Consider the following 18896-nt stretch of genomic DNA (forward strand, 5'->3'; position numbering starts at 1 on the left):
AAGCATATGGCGCTCTATTCTTACAAGGCAATCGACGAGAACGGCAAATCCGTAAAGGGATTGCAGGATGCCGCCAACCTGATCGATCTGGAACAACGCCTGAAGCGCTCTGGCATCGACCTCATCAACGGCAAGGAAGAAGAAAACAAGGCCACTTTCGGCGTAGGCAAGATCAAGCGTCCAGACCTCATCACTTTCTTCTTCAATCTCGAACAACTTGCCCGCGCCGGCGTTCCCCTGCTGGAATGCCTCGGGGACCTGCGCGACAGCATGGAAGAAGCCGCCTTCCGCGAGATCATCGCCAGCCTGATCGAGTCCATCGAGAGCGGGAAAAAGCTCTCGCAGGCAATGGCGGAACACCCCAACGCCTTCGACAAGATCACCGTCAGCCTGACGAGCGCAGGCGAGGAAAGCGGACGCCTGGTCGATGTGTTCAAGCATCTCACCGAATCGCTCAAGTGGCAGGACGAGATGGCATCGCAGACCAAAACCATGATGATTTACCCGGCCTTCGTCGGCACCATCGTATTGGCCATCACCTTTTTCCTGATGATCTACCTGGTGCCGCAACTGGTCAGCTTCATCAAGGGCATGGGGCAAGAGATACCGATCCAGACACGCATGTTGCTGGCGACTTCCTGGTTCTTCGTAAACTACTGGTACGCCATCCTGCTGACGCCGCCCGCCTTGTTTGGCATCTACAAAGTTGCGCTCATCAGCAACCCCGGATTGCAATACCACCTGGACAACTTGAAGCTCCATATCTGGCCCACCGGTCCCATCCTGCGCAAGATCATCCTGGCACGCTTCGCCAACACTTTCGCCATGATGTACAGCTCGGGCATCACCATCCTGGATTGCATCGCCAATTCGCGCGACCTGGTCAACAACCAGGTCATCGCGCGCAGTCTGCAAAACGTGATGCATGAGATCGAGGCGGGCAAAAACCTGACGCAAAGCTTCCAGCAGACCGGCATCTTCCCGCCGCTGGTGGTACGCATGCTGAAAGTGGGAGAAGCCACCGGGCAACTCGACCAGGCGCTGCTCAACGTCAGTTACTTTTACGACCGCGACGTAAAGGATTCGATCAAAAAAGTGCAAGTGATGATCGAACCGACCATGACCATCATCCTCGGCGCATTGCTGGGATGGGTCATGCTGTCCGTGCTTTCGCCCATCTACGACATCATCAGCAAGGTGAAAATGTAATGGCCCGTACCCTGCTCTTCCTCAGCGCCGATTCCTTCCAGGCTTCCATCTGGCAAAGCGGCAAGCTGGGCGCAGCCAGATATTTCTCCAACGATGCCAACGGTCGCGAGAATTTTTCCGCCTTCCTGAAGATGCACCGCTATCCGGCCTACATGCTGGTGGACGTCATCGAAGAAGACTTCCGTCTGGAGATCGTGCCGCACCTGTCGGGCTCGTCCCGCAAGGACCTGCTGGCGCGCAAATTCGAACAATTCTATCGCGGCACGTCATTCCGCCAGGCTCTGCTGCTGCAACGCCAGGCAGAAGGCCGCCGCGACGACGAGATGCTGTTCTCGGCACTGACCAACCCGCAGCGCATCTCGCCCTGGCTGGATACGCTGCTGACGAACCACATTCCGCTGGTAGGCATCTACTCGCTCCCCAGCATCAGCACACCGTTGCTCAAAGCCGCTCCGTCCGATCATGTTCTGTTGTTGACCTGGGAAAAGGACGCGGGACTGCGGCAGACCTATTTCAACAACCGGCGGTTGCATTTCTCGCGCCTGATCCCGATCAATGAGAACAGCACGTTCAGCGACACCGTCGCATCCGAAACGCCGCGCACCCAGCAATACCTGAAGAGCCTGAGTCTACCGCCTCCAGGCGAAACGCTGGACGTGTACATCATCTGCGATGCCAATGACAAGCTCGCATTGCAAAATCGCCTCGAAGGCGACACTGAACTGCACTACACCTACCTGGATATTCAGGAACTGGGCAGGCGCTTCAAGGCAAAGAACGAATATGGCAACTCGGATGCCACCCCTCTGTTGTTGCATCTGCTCGCCAGCAAAGCGCCGGGAAGCCACTATGCCAATTCCGCACACATGCATTTCTATTTGCTGTGGCAATTGAAACGCATCCTGTTCGGTATCGCGGCGGCAACGACTCTCTTCAGCCTGCTTTTGAGCGGTACCGAGTTTTTGCAAGGGCGCGATTATGTCTCGCAGACAGAGCCGTTCAACATACAGGCGGACATCATCAAGCAACAAACCCAGAAAATACAACGCGCGTTCGCCAACACCACCGTTCCCGCCGCCGACATGAAGACGGCGGTTCTGCTGACCCGCAAACTGAATCAATACACGCCGCCGCCTGAACTCATCCTGAACGAACTGACGCTCGCGCTGGATCAATTCACGCAGATCACGGTCAACAAACTCGCCTGGGAAACCAGCGCGGCAGATGCCGCTCCCTCGGCTTACCCGGCCCACGTCATCACTTTTGACGGCAGTCTTACCGGCTTCGGCAGCGATTACCGCAAAGCCCTCAGTTACCTCGATCTCTTCCAGCAAGCACTCACCCAGCGGGGTTATACTGTCTCAGTGGTGAAGCAGCCGCTGGACATCAGCTCCAAAGGCAGCATCAGCGGCGATGCCCAGAAAAATGACGGCAGTCCCGAGCAATTCACGCTGAAGATCATCTGGAGACAGAAAGAATGAGCTTCTCCAAAACCGACCTGCAAATTCTTAAATGGGGCCTGGGAGCGCTAACGCTCAGCATCGCGCTCGCGGTGGGCCTCATTTCCTGGAGCGAAGATTATCTGGCGCAATCGCTGAAGAACCGCGAAGCCGCACAAAGACAACTGACTGAGGCACGCGCCCAACTCCTCTCCGTGCAAAGCGATCAGGAGAACATGTCAGCCTATGCCCTGGAATACAACGCCCTGCTGGAACAAAAGGTCATCGGCTCCGAACAACGCCTGGACTGGATGGAAGGACTGGAGAAATTGCGCCAGCAGGGCAAAGTGCTCGACTTCAAATACACCATCTCCCCGCAGCAAAGCTACACGCCCAAACCACCCCTCGATGCCGGCAATTTTCAGCTCAGCCGCAGCATCATGACACTGCAAATCGATTTGTTGCATGAAGAACAGCTTCTGCATTTCTTCTCCAACCTGAACAACCAGATCAACGGCTGGTTCATGCTTGACGGCTGCTCCATTTCCCGGACCGGCGCAGCCAACGAACTCGCCCCGCTCAAGGCAGAATGCACGGGCGGATGGTTCACCATGAAGAACAAGAGCGCGCCATGAACAGATATTCGTTATCGTTCCTGTTGTTGACCGTGTTCGGAATGCTTCCCGTTGCACAGGCAAAAGAACTGGGGCGCCTGTTCTACACCCCGCTGCAACGCCAGCAACTGGAATCAGGTACCGCAAGCAGCGACAATGGCAAGGTGGAAAGCGAACATCGCAACTACATCATCGTCAACGGGGTAGTACAAAAGCACGGCGGCAACCGCACCGTATGGATCAACGGCGCTGCCCAGGCCACTGAACCCGGCAATGACAGGAATCCCTCCACCGCACCTGTCGCTGTACCGGGAAAACCGCAGCCTGTGCAACTCAAAGTCGGGCAAAAACTGCTGCTTGAACCGCCCGCACCAGAAGAAAATAAATAGACAGGCAGCGCACCATGAATTCCATGCGCATAATATGCAACATGACTATCCAGCGGCAACGCGGTGCGGCGATGATGATCATGCTTGTCATCATGATCATCGGCGTTATAACGTTTTTGGTCGGGGCACTCAGCAGTTCTTCAATGAAATCGGCGCGCGATCAGCAGGCCGCAGATGTATTGGTGCAGGCCAAAGATGCCCTCATCGGTCGCGCCGTCTCCGACGCATCCCACCCGGGCAGTCTGCCTTGCCCTGACAATTCGGCTCCCGGCAGTCCGCTGTGGGGTACCGCACCGGGGACCACATATAGCGGTGGCCACTGCCCTAGCTATATCGGCCGACTGCCTTGGAAAACGCTGGGAATTCCCGAACTGCACGACGCCAATGGCGAAGATTTGTGGTACGCGCTTTCTCCCACCTTGCGGGACAACAATGCCGCGCAACCGATCAACAGCGATACGCCGGGCTGGCTGTCGCTGACCGGCACCATCACCCTCAACAACGTCGCTGCGGTGATCTTTGCTCCGGGTGCGGCGATCTGCGGACAGTCTCGCTCCTCCACCGCGACGGCCAATCAATACCTGGAAACACTCAGCACGATCTCGACCACCGGGCCGACCCCAATCTCCGTCAGGTCAGCAAGCAACGACTGCAGCAACTTTCCGTATAACGACAATCTGCTCGCTATCACAACCGACCAGATATTTCAGCCGGTCGAAAAACGCTTGGTGCGGGAGGTGAAAGCTTGTCTGGACACCTATGCGGGCAGCTCTGCCAACAAATATCCATGGCCAGCCCTCACTTCCGACACAACTTATACTTCAGCCAGCGGGACGCTTTTCGGCCGCGTCCCGACACAACCCACGATCAATATACCGCTTAACGTTGGTAACACCAGCAACAGCAAGATTATCAACATGCTTAACGCATTGGCTGCTGTACAAACTGCCGTCAACCAATGCCTCCAACCCGGCGGCGATACAAATGCCAATCAGAACGCCCTGGCTAATGCTGGTACGACGCTGGTAAACGCTGCGCAGGCTGTAGCAGGCGCCCAGCCAACTGCCCCGGCAATCACCTCTTCGGTAACGAATCCAGCGATCAATGCGGGTCAATATGCCCAGTATTCAAACCGTTGCGATAACATAAATAATAATGGTAATACTACCGTTCAAAATAATCTTGCCAGCGCAAATTCCGCCCTGTCCAGCATCCTGGTTCCAGAAGATCCCAGTATGTCGATGGCGTGGCCGACGGGTTGTTTTATTGCAGGGACCTACTGGGACGACTGGAAAAACCTGGTGTTCTATCAGGTGGCAGATAGTTTCCGGCCCAATGGAACTTTGACCTGCGCCAATAATTGCCTTTCTGTCACGGGAAGCGGAAGCAGCGCAACAGGTTCGGGCAGTTACCATGCCGTCGCGATCGTCTCCAGGAAATATATCAGCACGGACGCCCCTCCTTCACCCCCTTCTCGTACTGTCACCAATGCCGCTGCTTACTTGGAACCTATCAATCTATTACCGCAGGCCTACTCTACGAATATTCCGCCCTACAACACCTTCCGCCCGATCGACCCCAGCTTTCAAACAGTAAACGATCTGGTGCAATGCCTGGATGGCAATGTGAATTGCAAATGAGAATATTAGCGAACAACTCATCAAATGGAAATTGCCAGGGAGGTTTTACACTGGTTGAAATGGCGGTCGTATTGCTCATTGCCACGATCTTGATGGCCGGATTGGTGCCAACCATATCCAGCCAGATCGATCAGCGGCAAACTAATGAAACACGCAAGCAACTGAATGATATCCAGCAAGCCTTGATTGGTTTTGCCATTATCAACGAGCGTTTGCCATGCCCGGCATCTGCTACCAGCAACGGACTTGAAGATCCGATTGGCGGTGGCGTCTGCAACCACCCGAATGACGGCTATGTTCCCGCAGCGGTGCTGGGCTTGGGGCCGGTCAACAGCCAAGGTCTTGTGGTCGATGCCTGGAACAACCCCATACGCTATGCGGTAACGTCCTCGTACGCCAATCAGTTCACGATTGCGGGCAGCATGAAAAACGTTTGGACGCAACCATCAATAACCCTAGATCTTCAAGTATGTACCACCTCCACCGGCATCAGCTGGAACAGTTGCGCTCCCAATACCTCGCTCAGCTCGAATGGCGTGCCTTTGGTAATTTTTTCTACGGGGAAAGATGGCCTTGGTGGCATGGTAAACCCGGATGAGGCCGCGAATCTGCATGCATCCACTTTCAAGACCTTCGTCAGCCACGATTTCACGCCGACCTATGACGATCTGGTCGTCTGGGTTTCACCTAACACCCTGTTCAACCGCATGGTCGCGGCTGGCAAGCTACCTTAAGCTCTGCGCCAGGTCGTACCCTGCGGCGTGTCTTCCAGCACGATTCCAGCGTCCAGCAATTCCTTGCGAACACGGTCAGCTTCGGCGAAGTTTTTGGCTTTCTTGGCGGCGATGCGGGCTTCGATCTGAGTGTTGATCGCGGCATCGTCCAGACCACCTTCGCTAGCCTCACCCCGTAGAAATTCCTGTGGATTGCGTTGCAACAAGCCCAATACACCTGCCAATACTTTAAGTTGTATTGCCATTTCAACTGACTGATTACGGTTTGCTTCGTTGGCGAGGTCGAACAGGACGGCAACGGCTTCAGGTGTGTTGAAGTCGTCGTCCATGGCGGCTTTGAAGCGCGCGGCGTGGGGGGTGTTCCAATCAATGGCCTCTCCCCCGCCCCAATCCTCCCCCGGTGGGAGATAACCAGCGACTTGCCCGCTTGCGGGCTTAGTCGAATGGCTAGTTGTTCTATCAGGGGGTAACTTCAACGCTGTATAAAGCCGCGTCAACGCCCCCTTCGCATCATCCAGATGCTGGTCGGAATAATTCAGCGGGCTGCGGTAATGCGCACGCAATATGAAAAAGCGCACCACTTCGGCATCGTATTTCTTGAGCACTTCGCGGATGGTGAAGAAGTTGCCCAGGCTCTTGGACATCTTCTCGTTGTCCACGCGCACGAAACCGTTGTGCATCCAGTAGTTCACGTATTGGCATTGATGCGCGCCTTCACTCTGGGCGATCTCGTTTTCATGGTGCGGAAACTGCAGGTCAGCGCCGCCGCCGTGGATGTCGAAATGGTTGCCCAGGATGTCGGAGGCCATGGCCGAGCATTCGAGGTGCCAGCCGGGACGACCCTTGCCCCACTTCGAATCCCATTTCACTTCGTTCGTTTCGCTGTCCTTGGCGTGCTTCCACAGCACGAAGTCGAGCGGATCGTTCTTGTTCTCGGCCACATCCACTCGTTCGCCGGCACGCAGATCTTCGAGCGATTTCCCGGACAGTTTGCCGTAGCCCTCGAACTTGCGCACGGCATAGTTCACATCGCCATCGGCCGCCTGGTATGCCAAGCCATTCTTTTCCAGCTGCGCGATCATCTCCAGCATCTGCGGAATATATTGCGTGGCGCGCGGCTCATGGTCGGGCCGTTGCACGCCGAGCGCATCGGCATCCTCGTGCATCGCGTCGATGAAGCGCTGCGTCAGCGCATGGATGGATTCCTTGTTCTCCGCCGCGCGTTTGATGATCTTGTCGTCGATGTCGGTGATGTTGCGTACGTAGCTCACGTCGTAACCGGAAGCCTTGAGCCAGCGGTACACCATATCGAACACCACCATCACCCGCGCATGGCCGAGATGGCAATAGTCGTACACCGTCATGCCGCAGACATACATGCGCACGCTGTTCGGCGTGATGGGTTTGAATTCCTGTTTGTCGCGAGCGAGGGTGTTGTAGATTTTCAGCATTTTCCGTTTCTTCCTGAGCCGTCATTCCGGCGCAGGCCGGAATCCAGCGGTGTTATTCAATATGCCTTTGGTTTTGCCTCCGCATTGCGGAGAATTATTTTTCTAACTGGATACCGGCCTACACCTGCAAGGGGTACGCCGTGGTTGTAAGGGGCTAAAGCCCCAGCAACACGCAGTGCCGGAATGACGGGCTAAGCGGCATGCCCCTTTCAATGCGCCTAACAAATCGTGCCATACAAATCCTTCCAGTCAGGATTGAATTCTTCGATCAGTTTCAATTTCCATGCTCGCTGCCATTCCTTGATTGCTTTTTCTCGCTGAATGGCAGATTCCATCGTTTCATGCACCTCGTACCAAACCAATTGATCCACTCCATGCTGTTTGGTGAAGCCGGCGACAACGTGATTCCTATGCTCCCATACCCGTTTAACCAAATCCGAGGTTACGCCAACATACAAGGTGCCGTTACGTTTACTGGCTAGCAAATATACACATGGCTGCTTGCTCATCGAATCGCCTCTTGGCTTTTACGTCATACCGGCGGATAACCAGCGACTTTGCTGGCGTTGTTTGCCGGCTTAGTCGAATGGCTAGTAGCGTCATCAGGCCGGTATCCAATGGTTTAATTCATCATGCCTTTGGTTTCGTATCCGCCGCGCGGATATATTTTTTCATAACTGGATTCCGGCCTGCGCCGGAATGACGGGTAATCAAATGGTCATGGGTTTGTTGTCGTTGAGGTTGAGCCAACCTTTGACGATGCGGTAAATGATCCAGCAGAAGTTGGCGAACAAAACGGCGAAGCCGATCGCGATGAAAACCGTCACTGCTCCAATCACGGCCCACAACAGGCCAAACCAGAAGGTGCGTATCTGCCAGCGAAAGTGGCTCTCCAGCCAGGTTCCGGCAGCGTCTTCCCGTTTAACATAATTGATGATGATCCCGACGACAGCGGTGATGCCGGTGAAGTAAGACAGCGCATACAGCACATAAACGACCTGTACGAGACTTTTCAGCGATCTGGTTCGTTCCTCATCCAGCACGTTGTACTCTTCGCTCATGCCTGTTCTTTCGCCCAGGAATCGCGTAGCGTCACGGTACGATTGAACACCAGCTTGCCGCCGGGCTGATGGTCGCGGCGGTCGGTGCAGAAGTAGCCCAGGCGCTCGAACTGGTAGCGCGTTTCCGGCGCGGCATCGCGCACGGCAGATTCGACCCAGCCTTGCACCACGATAAGCGAGGCCGGGTTGAGATAGGTGCAGAAGTCCACTTCCTTATCGCCATCCGGCTCGGGCACCGTGAACAGGCGGTCGTACAAACGAATCTCGGCTGGCAGTGCGTGCTCAACCGACAGGAAGTGGATTACGCCTTTTACTTTGCGCCCTTCCGGGTTTTTGCCCAGTGTGTCGTGGTCAATGCTGCAACGCAGTTCGATTACCTTTCCAGTCGCGTCTTTCACCGCTGCATCGCAGCGCATCACGTAACTGTGGCGCAGGCGTATCTCACCGCCGAGAACAAGACGCTTCCAGCCGGGTGGAGGGACTTCGGCAAAGTCATCGGCCTCGATGAACAACTCTTTGCCGAACGGCACGACCCGTTTGCCTAGTTCAGGCATGTTCGGATGAAAGTCAGCCTCGCGCGCCTGTGCGCCTTCAGCATTGGTGATGGTCACCTTGAGCGGATTGACGATTGCCATCACACGCGGCGCACGCAACTCCAGGTCTTCGCGGATCGCGCCTTCCATGACGGCCATGTCGACGGTGTTCTCGCTCTTGGAGACGCCGACGCGTTTGGCGAATTCGCGTATGCCTTCCGGCGTGTAACCCCTGCGGCGCATGCCGCTGATGGTCGGCATGCGCGGATCGTCCCAGCCACTCACATGCTTTTCGGTGACGAGTTGCAGCAGCTTGCGCTTGCTGGTGATGGTGTAGTGCAGTTCCAGCCGCGAAAATTCGTACTGGCGCGGATGGCAGGCGATGGTGATGTTGTCCAGCACCCAGTCGTACAACGGGCGGTGGTCCTCGAACTCCAGCGTGCAAATGGAATGCGTGATGCCTTCCAGCGCGTCGGAAATGCAGTGCGTGTAGTCGTACATCGGGTAGATGCACCATTTGTCGCCGGTACGGATGTGGTGGGCGCGCTTGATACGGTAGATCACCGGATCGCGCATATTGATGTTGGGCGAAGCCATGTCGATCTTGGCGCGCAGCACCATGGCACCATCGGGAAATTCGCCGTTTCTCATGCGCGTGAACAGATCAAGGTTCTCTTTCGCTCCACGGTCGCGGTTCGGACTGTTCTTGCCGGGCTGGGTCAGTGTGCCGCGATATTCGCGCATCTGGTCCGGCGTGAGATCGTCCACATAAGCCAGCCCTTTGTTGATGAGTTCGACTGCAAAGTCGTACAGCGCATCGAAGTAATCCGACGCCCAGCGCACTTCGCCGTTCCACTGGAACCCAAGCCAGCGCACGTCGTCCTGGATGGATTGCGCGTATTCCTCGCTCTCCTTTTCCGGGTTGGTATCGTCGAAGCGCAGGTTGCACAGGCCGTGGTAATCCTGCGCCAGGCCGAAGTTGAGGCAGATGGATTTGGCATGGCCAACATGCAGATAACCGTTCGGTTCCGGCGGGAAACGGGTGGCTATGCTGCTGTGCTTGCCACTGGCGAGGTCGCCGTCGATGATTGTGCGAATGAAATTGGAAACGGGTGCGGACGAAGCGGGGGCGTTGCTGCTCATTTTGGTTCCAAAAGTGTGGCCATGAAAGGTACAGAATTCTACCCGAAATCAGGCCCCGCCATCCCTCAGCTCAAACCGTGTAAGGACGTGACTTATTTGGTAGAATCGCGCACTCTTTGAATCGGCCATGCCGTAGCGACTTTTCCGGAATAAACCATACGATGAATATGCTTAAACTGTTTAGCAGCGCCGCCGCGTTGGGCATCCTGTTTTTGATCGCCATTCCCGCCCAGGCAGATGATATCCAGGACGCCAACAAGCTGTTCAAGCAGGGCCTGAACACCCAGGCAATGGATAAGGTCAACGCCTTCCTCGCCACCAAACCGAAAGATGCGCAAGCGCGCTTTCTCAAGGGGCTGATCCTGGCAGACCAAGGCAACACGGCAGATGCCATTACAGTCTTCAGCAATCTCACGCAGGACTATCCGGAACTGCCCGAACCGTACAACAACCTCGCGGTACTTTACGCCGGCCAGGGGCAGTACGAAAAAGCCAAGGAACAATTGGAAATGGCGATCCGCACCAATCCGACCTATGCCACCGCCCATGAGAACCTGGGCGACATCTACGCCAAGATGGCCAGCCAGGCCTACGACCGCGCCCTGCAGCTTGAAAAGAGCGGCCCCAACAGCAGTGCCAATGCCAACACCAAAACCAAGCTGGCACTGATCCGCGAATTGTTCAGCAAGAATCCGCGCACGGCCGCCAAACCGGCTGCTTCCGTAACGGCAGAGGCTGCATCCGCTTCTGCGGTTGCTGCTTCTGCACCGGTTGCCGTTTCCGCAGCTGCCGTCGCCACTTCCGTCGCGGCGGCCATCTCAGCCCCGGCATCAGCGCCGGTAGTAACATCTGTACAGGCAAAGCCAGTAGTCGCTGTTGCCGCCATCAGCGCCGATCCCAGTGCAGAACTGTTGAACAGCACCAAGGATTGGGCCGCAGCCTGGTCGGCCAAGAACAGCAAGAAATATCTCGCTTTCTATGCCAAGGATTTCAAGACGCCGGATGGATCAAGCCGCAGTGCATGGGAAGCGCAGCGCAAGCAGCGCATCGCCGCCCCCAAATCTATCCGTGTCGAAGTGCGCGACGCAAAGGTCAAAGTGGTTGATGACAAGCATGCCAGCGTCAGCTTCAAACAAACCTACCGCGCCAGCCATCTGAATGTCGTTTCCAACAAGACGCTTAACTGGGAGAAAGCCGACGGACAATGGCTGATCGCAGAAGAGCGTTCGGGCAAGTAGCCATGCCTCATCGTCTGCTCGCTCTGCTGCTGCTTTCTTTTGCCATACCCGCTATGGCGGGAGAATCGGTTTCGCGTGAAATGGAAATCGGGATGGCCAAAAGCTTGCGTGCCGTTAGCGAGAATCACCTTGATGTCGCCCTGAACGAAGTCGATTCACTGCTCAAGATCAACCCCAATTACAAACTGGCGCAGTTGGTCAGGGGCGACCTGCTGTTGGCGCGCGCCAAACCGATCAGCAATTTTGGCGACGCGCCCAATGCGCCGCGCGATCTTGTGCAGGATCTGCGCGAAGAGGCGAATGTCCGTCTGCAGCGGGTACAGCAACAACAGCCCATCGCCGTACCCAGGTATCTGTGGCAACTCTCGCCCACACAGCGGTATGCCGTGGTGGTGGACACCGGAAAATCGACGCTGTACCTGTTCGAGAATGTGAACGGCGAGCCGCGCTATGTTTCAGACTTTTATATCAGCGTCGGCAAGAAAGGCGCGGACAAGGTTTCCGAAGGCGACCAAAAGACACCGCTCGGTGTGTATTTCGTCAACGGGCATTTGACCAAGGACAAGCTCACCGATTTCTACGGCCCCGGCGCCTATCCGCTGAGCTACCCCAACGAATGGGACAGGCGCGAAGGACACGACGGCCACGGCATCTGGCTGCACGGCACGCCCAGCGATACCTACAGCCGCCCGCCGCGCGCCAGCAACGGCTGCGTGGTGCTGGCCAACAACGACCTCAACGAAATCGGCAGCCATCTGCAGATCGGCATCACGCCCGTCATCATCGCCAGCAAGATCGACTGGAGCGACGATGCGGATCGTGCCGACCGCGCATCGCTGCTGAAAGCGATCGAACAGTGGCGCAGCGACTGGGCCAGCCTGAACACCGATGCCTACCTCTCGCATTACGCGCATGACTTCTCCACCGGCAGCGTTGCCCTGCCCGCTTTCGCGCAGCAGAAGCGGCTGGTCAATTCCGGCAAGACCTGGATCAAGGTGAAGATGTCGAATGTCAGCATCTTCCCCTACCCCAGCCAGCCGAACCTGGTGGTGGTCAACTTCGAGCAGGATTACGACAGCAACAACCTTTCCAACCGCATGAACAAACGCCAGTACTGGATGAAACGCGACGGTCGCTGGCAAATCGTCTATGAAGGAGCAGCCTGAAATGAAACTGATACATCTCGTTCTCGCATTCTTGCTGGCCGGACTCAGCGTCCTGCCAGCTCAAGCCGAATCTACACCCGCAACCAAAGGAAAAATGAAAATGGTAAAACTGCATACCAACAAAGGCGACATCACCCTGCAACTCGACGCCGAAAAAGCGCCGGTCACCGTCCAGAACTTTCTCGACTACGTGAACAGCGGCTTCTACAGCAACACCATCTTCCATCGCGTGATCCCGAACTTCATGATCCAGGGCGGCGGTTTCGAAGTCGGCATGAAGCAGAAACCGACCAACGCCCCGATCAAGAACGAAGCTGCAAACGGCCTTAAGAACGACATCTATACCATCGCCATGGCGCGTACCGGCGATCCGCATTCCGCCACCGCCCAGTTCTTCATCAATACCAAGAACAACAGCTTCCTGGACTATCCGGGGCAGGATGGCTGGGGCTACTGTGTATTCGGCAAAGTGGTCGAAGGCAAGGAAGTGGTCGATGCCATCGGCAAGGTAAAGACCGGCAGCAGCGGCTTCTTCCAGGACGTGCCCAAAGAGGACGTCATCATCACCAGCGCTGAAGTAGTTAAATAAGGACACAGGATACGGGAGACAGGATTCAGTGAAAGCGGCGGGCGGCAAACTGAATCCCGTATCCTGAATCCTGAATCCCGCCATGTCTCACTCCCTGTTCATCTCCGACCTGCACCTGAGCCCGGATCATCCGCAAAGCACGGAGCTGTTCCTGCGCTTCGCTACCGGTATCGCCCACGAAGCCGAAGCACTGTACATTCTGGGCGACCTGTTCGAGTACTGGGCGGGGGATGACGATTTGAACGACCCGTTTCATCGGCGCATCACCGATGCTTTGCGGGGACTGGATGCTCGCGGAACCCACATATACATCATGCACGGCAACCGCGACTTTCTGATGGACGCGGAACTCGGCGCTGCCTGCCATGCCACGTTGCTGAATGACCCGACCCTGCTAGACCTCTACGGCACTCCCACCCTGCTCACCCACGGCGATGCACTGTGTACCGACGATACCGAATATCAGCGTTTCCGCGAACAGGTGCGCAAGGATGACTGGCAAGCCCGATTCCTTGCACAGCCGCTGGCACAACGCAAAGCCCAAATTGAACAGATGCGGATGCAAAGCAAGAACGAGAAAAGGCTCAAGGCGATGGACATCATGGATGTGAACGTGGCGGCGGTGGACAACCTGCTACGCGAGCACCGCTACCCGCGCGTCATCCACGGCCACACGCACCGTCCGGCAAAACATCTGCATCATCCGGACGGGCACACCTGCGAACGCTGGGTGCTGGGAGACTGGGACAGCGGCAAGGCAGCCATCCTGCGCGGCGATGCGCATGGCCTGGAGTGGATGAACATATAGCTCAAATCGAGCGTCGCCCTTATGCAAAGCATGTTGGGCAGTACCTTGTCGGCACCGGTTAATCATATTCTCGCAACGCGCAGTTCATTTTCCCGGCTTGCAATCCTCACATGCAGTGTCTTTAGTGCCTGCATCTTTACGATTCCACCAGCCTCCGCCCAATGCCTGATAGAGCGCAGCCGTGTCGCCGAAGCGACTGGTTTGAGCCTGGATGAGATTGATCACGGCCTGCTGGTAATTTTGTTCGGCCAGCAGCTGCGTTTGATAACTCACATTGCCTTCCTCGAATTGCTTGCGGGTGAGATCACGGGCCGATAGCATGGCTTGTTCCGTCCTCGATGCAGCCTTCAGTGTGTCGGCATCCGATTGTATGGTGTAAAGCGTATCGGCAACATTCTGCAGGGCGCTGATGACGGTGCCGCGATACTGGGCACCGGCCTGGATCAGCGCCTGCTCTGCCGCATGCGATCTGGCACGCAGCGTTCCGCCGTCAAAAATGGTCTGGGTGACACTGGCGGCCAGATTGAAGAATCCGCCCCCGCTGCGGAACATCCAGCTCGGGGTATCTGCCATTCCGCCCACATCGGCCGTTACCGCGAACTGCGGCAATCTGTTGGCAATCGCCACCCCCGCCTGTGCGCTTGCAAAATGCAGCTGTTCTTCCGCTGCACGGACATCGGGACGTTGCTCGACGATCCGGGAAGGCAAACTCAGCGGCAGCTCTTGCGGCAGATGCAATTCGGAAAGTTCGAACTTCTCTTCCACATCTTCATTCGGCAAATTGCCCGCCAAGGCGCGGATCAGGTCACGCGTTTGCTCCAACTGCTTCTTGAGCGGGATCAGCGCTTGCTCGGTCTGCGCCAGCGCAGATTCCTGCAGCGCAACATCCAGTTCGGAGACATCTCCCAACTGGAGCTGCTTCTTCACGATTTCCAGATTTTCCCGGTTGATGCCGACGATCTTGTCCATCGCTGCAATCTGGGCGCGCAAGGAAGCCTCCTGCACGGCGGCAGCCACAATATTTGAAGCCAGCGTGATATAGGTCGCCTCCAACTGAAACTTCTGCATATCCTTCTGCGCTTCGGCAGATTCAACCAGTCTTTTGTTGAGGCCGAACACATCCGGCACAAAGCCCAGGGATAATTGCGCGACATGGAAGTTGTAGTAAGCCGGTCCGTTGTACGGGGCAGGACCAGCGGGATTCGAATAGGTCTGAATAACGTTGCCATTGCCCTGCACTCCCGGCGAGTTTCCACCCATATTCCCGGCAAGTTTGTTGCGGGACGGAGAGTAGCCGGCACCGACAGTGGGATAGTAAAAGCCCCGTTGCGCAATGACATTTTCCTGCGCCTGTTTCAGTGCCGCTTGGGCAGCTTCTATATTGGGATTCGCTTTGAATGAGCGCTGGATCAAGGAATTGATCCGGGGAGATTGAAACAGCGTCCACCAGTCAAACGGGATATCCGCCTTGGTATTGAAGCGTTGCGACTCACCTGCCTGCACCGGTGCGGACGCTGTTGCTTCGGTTACTGCGCCGGTCGGTGCATAAGCGTTGGCACGGGGTGCATCCGGCCTCTTGAAATCGGGACCTACGGCACAGCCTGCTGCCAGAACAAGGGGTAGCAAAGCCAAGTACCGGCAGAGTCGGCCGGTATCGCCAGACAACGGAAATTTGCAGCTCTCAGGCCGAAATACGAATTTCATCGTGCTTCTCCCGAATCCACAGCAGTCTTGATCTCAGGCAAAGATTTACGCCTGGAGAACAAATCAATCAGCAAAGGCAGGATGATTAAGATCAGCACCGGCGCCAACAGGATGCCTCCCACCACCACAAGCGCGAGCGGTTTTTGTACCTGCGAACCTATCCCGGTTGAAAAAGCCGCCGGCAATAAGCCGACGCATGCCGCGCTGCATGTCATCATCACGGGGCGCAGTCTGGTATGGCAGGAATGAAGAATCGCCTGCGAGCGCCCCATCCCGGCCTCAAGCATCTGGTTGAAATAGGTCAGCACGATGATCCCTTCCATGACCGAGATACCGAACAAGCCGATAAATCCGATTGCCGCGGACACGCTGAACGAGGTGCCGGATAGATAGAGTGCAAAAATTCCGCCGATCAATGCCATCGGCATCACGCTGGCAGCCAGCAAGGTATCGGCAATCGAATTGAAATTGAAAAACAGCAGCAACAAGATGAGCCCCAGACTCAGGGGAACGACAATTTTCAGGCGCGCTATCGCATCTTCCAGCTGACCGAATTCACCCACCCATTCCAGCCGGTAACCGCTCGGAAGATTGACCTGTTCTGCCACTTTGCGTTGCGCTTCCATCACCGCACTGCCCAGATCGCGGCCGCGCACGCTGAATTTGATCGGTATGTAGCGTTCCTGTTTTTCCCGGTAGATGAAGGATGCGCCGGAAACCAGATTCACCTTGGCAACATCGGTTAGCGGAATCTGGACAACTCCGTTGCCGTTCGGATTTGGCGCGCCTATGGTGATGCGCCTGATCGAGGCCAGGCTTTGGCGATAATTGGGCGCCAAACGTACCACCATCGGAAAGTTGCGGTCGCTGCCGTCCTCGTACAAATTCCCCGCCGCTTGGCCTCCTATGGCTGCCTGCACCGTTGCATTAATGTCTCCCGGAGCCAAGCCGTACCGTGCCGCACGCCCACGGTCAATGTCGATCTTGACGGTCGGCTGACCGAGCGCTTTGAAAATCGACAAATCGGTAATTCCTGGCACCGTAGACATCACCGTTTGAATCTGCTGTGCGGTTTTTTCCAGGCTTGCCAAATCGTTACCGTACAACTTGACCGAATTCTGTCCCTTGACCCCTGACGAAGCCTCTTCCACGTTGTCTTCGATATATTGCGAAAAGTTGAATTCAACGCCGGGGAATTCCGCCTGCATCCTTGAGCTGATTTCCTCGGTCAGCTTTTCCTTGTCCACGCCTTTCGGCCATGTGTCGAATGGATTCAGCGGCACGAAGAATTCCGCATTGAAAAAACCGGTCGCATCGGTTCCGTCATCCGGTCGTCCATCTTGTGAAATGACAGTTTTCACTTCGGGATAATTTTTAAGCAAGGTACGCATGCGATTGACGTAGGCGTTACCCTCTTCCAGCGAAATCGAGTCGGGCATCGATGCGCGTATCCACATATTGCCTTCTTCGAGCTTGGGCAAGAACTCCAGCCCCAAGGAATGCACGGCAAAACCCGCGATAATCACCAGCAGCGCAGCGCCGGACAGCATCAGTATCCGGTTAAGCAGGGCAAACTCGATCAGCGGTGTGTAGGCGCGCCGCATCCACCGTACCGCGATCGTTTCGGTCTCGGTGACATGTGCCGGCAACAGCAGGGAGCTCAATGCGGGCGATACCGTGAAAGTGGCGATCAGGCCGCCGACGATGGCATAGGCATAAGTCGAGGCCATCGGCCCGAAAATGTGTCCCTCGACACCGCTCAGGGTAAACAGCGGGATGAATCCGGCAATGATGATGGCTGCGGAAAAGAATATCGACCGGTTCACTTCGGTGGCGGCATAGGCAATGTGCGCCATTTTTCCGTGCAGCGAAGTATCCGGAAATATGTGCTGCATGAAGAGCGGCGTGCCCGCTTCCCGCTCTTCTTTGCTTTCCGCAAGATGGCGGAAAATATTTTCCACCATGATCACCGTCGCATCGACGATCAGCCCGAAATCGATCGCTCCCACCGACAGCAGGTTGGCCGATTCGCCGCGTATCGTCATGATGATGATCGCAAAGAACATGGCGAACGGAATCGTCGCGCTGACGATAATCGCACTGCGCAGGTTGCCCAGGAACACCCATTGCACAATAAATATCAGCACGATGCCGAATATCAGGTTCTCCAGGACGGTATGCGTGGTGATGCCGATCAACTCGCTGCGGTCGTAGATCCGTTCGATATGCACGCCCGGCGGCAATATTCCCGATTTGTTGATGTTTTCAAGCTCGGCTTCCACGCGCTGGATTGTCGGGGTGCTTTGCTCGCCGCGCCGCATCAGGACAATGCCCTGCACGATGTCGTCATCGTTATCGTTGCCCGCAATTCCCAAGCGCGGCAGGTTGTTGACGCTGACGGTTGCAATATCGCCGATCAGCACAGGCGCGCCGTTATTCGACACCAGCATCGTGTTGCGTATGTCTTCCATCGAATGAATCAATCCGACACCGCGCACCACCGCCGCCTGTGCTCCGAAATTGACGGTTTGTCCACCGACATTGATGTTGCTGTTGTTGAGCGCCTGCAGTACCAGCGGTATGGTCAGTCCATAGCGGGCCAGCTTGGCCTGATCGATGGTGATCTCGTAATCCTTGGTCTTGCCGCCCCAGCCGTTGACATCGATCACGCCGGGCACAGCCTTGAAGCGGCGCTCCAGCATCCAGTCCTCGATCGTTTTCAAATCCTGCACCGAGTATCCCGGCGGGCCATACACGCGGTAGCGCAGTATCTCGCCTATCGGGCTGGTCGGTGATATTTGCGGCATGACGCCATTGGGCAGCGGCGGCAATTGGGACAGCCGGTTGAGGATCAGCTGCTCGGCATCCTTGTACGTCAGGTCGTAGGTGAATTGCACCTTGACGTCGGAAAGTCCGAACAACGAAATAGTGCGTACCGTCGTTACGTGCGGGATGCCAGCCAGTTGAATCTCGAGCGGGATCGTGATGTAGCGCTCAATCTCTTCGGCAGACTGACCGCTGCTCTGGGTAATGATATCGACCAGCGGCGGAACAGGATCCGGGTACGCCTCGATATTCAGCCTGATAAAGCTGGCGATTCCCACGGCAAGCAGGAACACCAGCATGATGATGACCGCAATCCGCTGCTTGAGCGCGAAGACAACGACACGATTCATTG

At 56.2% G+C, this 18896-nt stretch carries 16 protein-coding genes; 10 read left to right on the forward strand and 6 right to left on the reverse strand.

Annotated elements, in window-relative coordinates; translation table 11 throughout:
- Nucleotides 1–6: 6 nt before the first annotated feature.
- The 6 genes from QOY30_RS13915 to QOY30_RS13940 all read left to right on the forward strand — a co-directional run bounded on the left by QOY30_RS13915 (nt 7) and on the right by QOY30_RS13940 (nt 6025).
- Nucleotides 7–1209: a type II secretion system F family protein gene (locus QOY30_RS13915; protein ID WP_283745216.1), complete on the forward strand. Its 1203-nt coding sequence runs from the start codon at nt 7–9 to the stop codon at nt 1207–1209.
- Nucleotides 1209–2690: a hypothetical protein gene (locus QOY30_RS13920; protein WP_283745217.1), complete on the forward strand. Its 1482-nt coding sequence runs from the start codon at nt 1209–1211 to the stop codon at nt 2688–2690. The genes QOY30_RS13915 and QOY30_RS13920 overlap by 1 nt, the downstream gene beginning before the upstream one ends.
- The gene (locus QOY30_RS13925) at nt 2687–3283 is read left to right on the forward strand and encodes a death domain-containing protein (protein ID WP_283745218.1); all 597 of its coding nucleotides are present in this window, start codon (nt 2687–2689) and stop codon (nt 3281–3283) included. Before QOY30_RS13920 ends, QOY30_RS13925 begins: the two co-directional genes overlap by 4 nt.
- On the forward strand, nt 3280–3651 hold the full coding sequence (locus QOY30_RS13930; RefSeq protein WP_283745219.1) for a hypothetical protein: 372 nt from the start codon (nt 3280–3282) through the stop codon (nt 3649–3651). Before QOY30_RS13925 ends, QOY30_RS13930 begins: the two co-directional genes overlap by 4 nt.
- A 92-nt stretch (nt 3652–3743) precedes the next feature.
- Nucleotides 3744–5291 carry a hypothetical protein gene (locus QOY30_RS13935; RefSeq protein ID WP_283745220.1) on the forward strand — a complete coding sequence of 516 codons (1548 nt, stop codon included), beginning with the start codon at nt 3744–3746 and terminating at the stop codon, nt 5289–5291.
- Nucleotides 5288–6025, forward strand: a complete 738-nt coding sequence (locus tag QOY30_RS13940) for a type II secretion system protein (protein WP_283746073.1) — start codon at nt 5288–5290, stop codon at nt 6023–6025. Before QOY30_RS13935 ends, QOY30_RS13940 begins: the two co-directional genes overlap by 4 nt.
- Here the strand turns inward: QOY30_RS13940 and cysS are convergent.
- The 4 genes from cysS to QOY30_RS13960 form a co-directional block, all read right to left on the reverse strand.
- Nucleotides 6022–7476, reverse strand: a complete 1455-nt coding sequence (cysS, locus tag QOY30_RS13945) for a cysteine--tRNA ligase (RefSeq protein WP_283745221.1) — start codon at nt 7474–7476, stop codon at nt 6022–6024. The two genes, QOY30_RS13940 and cysS, sit on opposite strands and share 4 nt — an antisense overlap.
- A gap of 218 nt (nt 7477–7694) precedes the next feature.
- Nucleotides 7695–7985: a GIY-YIG nuclease family protein gene (locus QOY30_RS13950; RefSeq protein WP_283745222.1), complete on the reverse strand. Its 291-nt coding sequence runs from the start codon at nt 7983–7985 to the stop codon at nt 7695–7697.
- A 201-nt stretch (nt 7986–8186) separates the two neighbouring features.
- Nucleotides 8187–8537: a DUF4870 family protein gene (locus QOY30_RS13955; protein WP_283745223.1), complete on the reverse strand. Its 351-nt coding sequence runs from the start codon at nt 8535–8537 to the stop codon at nt 8187–8189.
- Nucleotides 8534–10213: a glutamine--tRNA ligase/YqeY domain fusion protein gene (locus QOY30_RS13960; RefSeq protein ID WP_283745224.1), complete on the reverse strand. Its 1680-nt coding sequence runs from the start codon at nt 10211–10213 to the stop codon at nt 8534–8536. The genes QOY30_RS13955 and QOY30_RS13960 overlap by 4 nt, the downstream gene beginning before the upstream one ends.
- 161 nt (nt 10214–10374) lie before the next feature.
- Between QOY30_RS13960 and QOY30_RS13965 the strand changes: the two genes are divergently transcribed.
- From QOY30_RS13965 to QOY30_RS13980, 4 genes are all read left to right on the forward strand, one after another.
- A complete protein-coding gene (locus QOY30_RS13965) occupies nt 10375–11451 on the forward strand; it encodes a nuclear transport factor 2 family protein (RefSeq protein WP_283745225.1) in 1077 nt (358 codons plus the stop codon).
- Nucleotides 11418–12617, forward strand: coding sequence for a L,D-transpeptidase family protein (locus tag QOY30_RS13970; protein WP_283745226.1), 1200 nt, complete (start codon nt 11418–11420; stop codon nt 12615–12617). The genes QOY30_RS13965 and QOY30_RS13970 overlap by 34 nt, the downstream gene beginning before the upstream one ends.
- Nucleotides 12618–12717: 100 nt before the next feature.
- On the forward strand, nt 12718–13206 hold the full coding sequence (locus tag QOY30_RS13975) for a peptidylprolyl isomerase (protein WP_283746074.1): 489 nt from the start codon (nt 12718–12720) through the stop codon (nt 13204–13206).
- A gap of 82 nt (nt 13207–13288) precedes the next feature.
- Entirely contained in the window at nt 13289–14014 is a 726-nt protein-coding gene (locus tag QOY30_RS13980; protein WP_283745227.1) for a UDP-2,3-diacylglucosamine diphosphatase, read from the forward strand.
- 84 nt (nt 14015–14098) lie between these two features.
- Here QOY30_RS13980 and QOY30_RS13985 read toward each other — a convergent pair whose 3' ends face one another.
- Nucleotides 14099–15718 (reverse strand): efflux transporter outer membrane subunit, encoded by a 1620-nt coding sequence (locus QOY30_RS13985; protein ID WP_283745228.1) that lies wholly within the window; start codon nt 15716–15718, stop codon nt 14099–14101.
- Nucleotides 15715–18894: an efflux RND transporter permease subunit gene (locus QOY30_RS13990; RefSeq protein ID WP_283745229.1), complete on the reverse strand. Its 3180-nt coding sequence runs from the start codon at nt 18892–18894 to the stop codon at nt 15715–15717. Before QOY30_RS13990 ends, QOY30_RS13985 begins: the two co-directional genes overlap by 4 nt.
- Between the last annotated feature and the right edge of the window lie 2 nt (nt 18895–18896).

Origin of the sequence: Sideroxydans sp. CL21, from assembly GCF_902459525.1 — a bacterium.
Classification (GTDB): Bacteria; Pseudomonadota; Gammaproteobacteria; order Burkholderiales; family Gallionellaceae; genus Sideroxyarcus.